Here is a 3,156-nt window from a genome sequence, read left to right as displayed (position 1 = left end):
GCCGTCGCGGTAGGAAACGTCGTCACGGTAGGAAACGTCGTCGCGCGCGGTCGGTGCCCGCTCCGTCCGGAAGTCGGGGCGCGGGCCGCCGCCCGCCGGGATGCCCGTCGGTAGTTCCCCGGTCTGGCCGCCGGTGACGGTGGGCTGGGAATAGGCGGCCGGCGGGGGAGCCTGCCGGCCGAACGGGAGCGTGTCGGGAGCGGGCACGACCGGTGCGCTGTCCGTGGTGATCCGGTCTGTCGGCCCGGGCGGGGCCGCTCCGGTCAGGTCGATGCCGCCGGTGCCCGGGGAGGCCGGGCCCACCGGATCCAGGTGCGCCGAACTGGTGCCGCTGGTGCCGCCGGCGAGGTCCAGGTAGGTCGCGCCGGTGCCCGGGCCGGAGGGGGTCCCCGCGCCCGGTCCCCGGGGGATCTCGTAGCTGCCGGTAGAGGGGTCGCTGTGGAAGGGTGGCGGATCGGCGTTCGGCTGGCGAGCCGTGGTTCTGGAGATCTCCAGCGGACCGGTGCCGGCGCCGAAGCCACCACCGGCCTCCAGCCGCTCCACTCCGAACTCGTCGAGGCCGGTGAACCGCTCGTCCGTAGCGGTGTGGCCCGCGCCGTTCCCGTTCCCGTTCCCGTTCATGCCCGGTACGGGCAGGGGGGGCGGCGCTCCGGGGCCGTTGCGCGAACCGGGCGGATGCGGGTCGTCGCCTTTTGGCAGGGTGTCCCTGTCGACGAACACGCGGTCGTTGGAGCCGCCCCGTGACATGCCGTTCGCCAGGGACGTCGCGTCGAGCCCCGCGTGGCCGTTGGACAGCGCCGGTGACAGGCCGTTGTCGAGCGTCGACCGACCGGCCGGGGAACGGCCGGTGACCAGCGGTGCCGTGGGGCGCGCCGGTGTGCTCGGGGCTGTCTCGCCGGCGACGACCTTGGCTGGCAGCCGTACCACGGCGGTGATCCCACCGGAGGCCGATTCGCGCAGCTGGACGTGGATGGCGTGCCGGCCGGCCAGCCGGCCGACCGCGAACAGGCCCATCGTGCGGGACACCGACACGTCGATGACGGGTGGGTTGGCCAGCCGCTCGTTGATGCGCTCGAGCTCCTTGGCCGGCATCCCGATGCCGCGGTCCTCGATCTCGATCGTCGCTCCGGCGCCAGGCCCCAGGGAGCGGCTGGTGACCTGCACATCGGTCGCCGGCGGGGAGAAGGAGGTGGCGTTCTCCAACAGCTCGGCGATGAGGTGCACGACGTCGCTGACGGCGTTGCCGGTGATCGACACCCCGGCCGCCGCCGTCTGCTTGACCCTCGTGTACTGCTCGACCTCGGAGATCGCGGCGAGGACGACCTCGTTGAGCGGGACGGGGTGGGTCCACCTGCGGGCCGTGTCGGTGCCGGCGAGCACCAGCAGGCTCTCGTTGTTCCGGCGCATACGGGTCGCCAGGTGGTCGAGCTTGAACAGGTTGGAGAGCTGGTCCGGGTCCTGCTCCCGGTTCTCCAGGTCGTCGATGAGCCGCAGCTGCCGTTCGACCAGCCCCTGGCTTCGCCGGGACAGGTTGACGAACATGGCGTTGACGTTGTTCCGCAGCACGGCCTGTTCGGACGCGAGGCGGACGGCCTCCCGGTGCACCTCGTCGAACGCGCGGGCGACTTCGCCGATCTCCTCGTCGGTGTTGATACCGACTGGTTCGATCTCGGTGTCGATGTCCTGGTCGGTGGAGTCGCGCAGCCGGCGGACCGACTCGGGCAGCCGGCGGCCGGCGACGTCCAGCGCGGCCGCGCGCAGCCCGAGCAGGGGGCGTACCAGGGAGCGGGCGACGATCATCGCGGCGAGCATGGCGGTCGTCAGGATGAGGACGATGAGCAGACCGGACAGCAGCGCTCGGCGCTGGATACCCGACCGCAGCGTGTCGACGCGGTTCTCGGTGTCGTTGTACAGGGAATCGATGATCTTGGCGTTGAGGTTCATCGTGCCCTGGGCCGACTGCAGCCACTTCAGGTCCTCGAGCGCGAGCGGCTGCCCGACCCGTCCTGTCAGGACGTTCTGCACCTCGTTGCTGGTCTCCGAGACGTCCGGGCCGACGAGCGTCTCCCGGTACACCCTGGCCTGCTCCGGGCTGGCCGCCGCCTCGAAACGGGAGATCTGGCTTTCGCGTTCCGTGTTCAGACCGACGAACAGCCGGTAGTCACCGCTGTCGAAGCGGCCCTGCTGGTTGATGCCGTGGATGAGGGACTGCTGGGCGGACAGGCGTTCCCACGCGCGGATGGCGGCGTCGAGGGTCTCCACGCCGGCGTTCAGCGTGGCGTCGTCCTGGCCCTGCGGGATGAGCGGCACCAGGCTGAGCAGGCTGTCGATCATCCCGGTGTAGGCCACCTGGACGGAGTTCGACGAAGCCAGGGTCAGCGCGGTCGCGCGCACGTTGGCCCGGTGCGACAGCCGGTCCGCGATCGACTGGAGCACTGTCCGGGTCTGCTCGGTGAACGCGTCCTGCTGGCCCCGGACGTTCTGCTCGTACTGCCGGGCCGCCTCGTCGACCTGCGCCTGCACCGTTCTGACGCGCTCGGGGACGCGGGAGCCCGGCTGCGGCGTGCCGCGTGAGGCGACATAACCGACCGTATAGGTACGCTCCTGCTCCAGCGCGGACACCAACGCCGTGGCGGCGCGGCTTATCCTCACCATGTCCTGGGCGCGGTTGACGTCCCGGGTACTGGTCAGCACGCTGTTGGCGCCCATCGCGGCGTTGACCAGAATCGCGACGATCGGGACCGCGAGGATCGCGATCAGCTTGGTACGGACCCGCCAGTTCGCCGGCGCGCTGAGCAGTGCTCTTACGTGTCGTATGCCGCCTGGGCCCCGTGATGTGATGGCTGGGGCGTCGACCTGAGACCCGCCGTCATCAGCGGACCGCTCCGGCTCCTGCGGTGTGACCTCGCCCGCCGGGGGAGCGTCGATGCCCGTGCCGGCTATCGGTTGTCTGCGCACGTACCTTCGCAACCTCTCCGCCAGCCTCCCGGAACAATGACGTACCGGGATGGCCCGGTATCGGGCCCGGATGTCCCTCGATAGGCACCATAGCGGTATGGCCGACCATCCCGACACGCGCCTGCCCTAAACTAGATGTCCGCTTCCGATCCTTCCGTCCGGCCCGTTCCAGGGCCGTCCGCTGGCATGCCCGCGGCC

The 3,156-nt window shown here is 70.9% G+C and carries 1 protein-coding gene; it reads right to left on the bottom strand.

What is annotated here, in order from left to right; all coding sequences use genetic code 11:
* Positions 1–2,958, bottom strand: a 2,958-nt coding sequence (locus AC5LUJ_RS07665) for a sensor histidine kinase (protein WP_493464702.1), incomplete at its 3' end; no start/stop codon positions are given.
* Positions 2,959–3,156: the final 198 nt, after the last annotated feature.

It is taken from the genome of Protofrankia sp. CiP1_Cm_nod3 (genome assembly GCF_982290655.1).
This window is presented reverse-complemented; position numbering and strand designations above follow the sequence as displayed.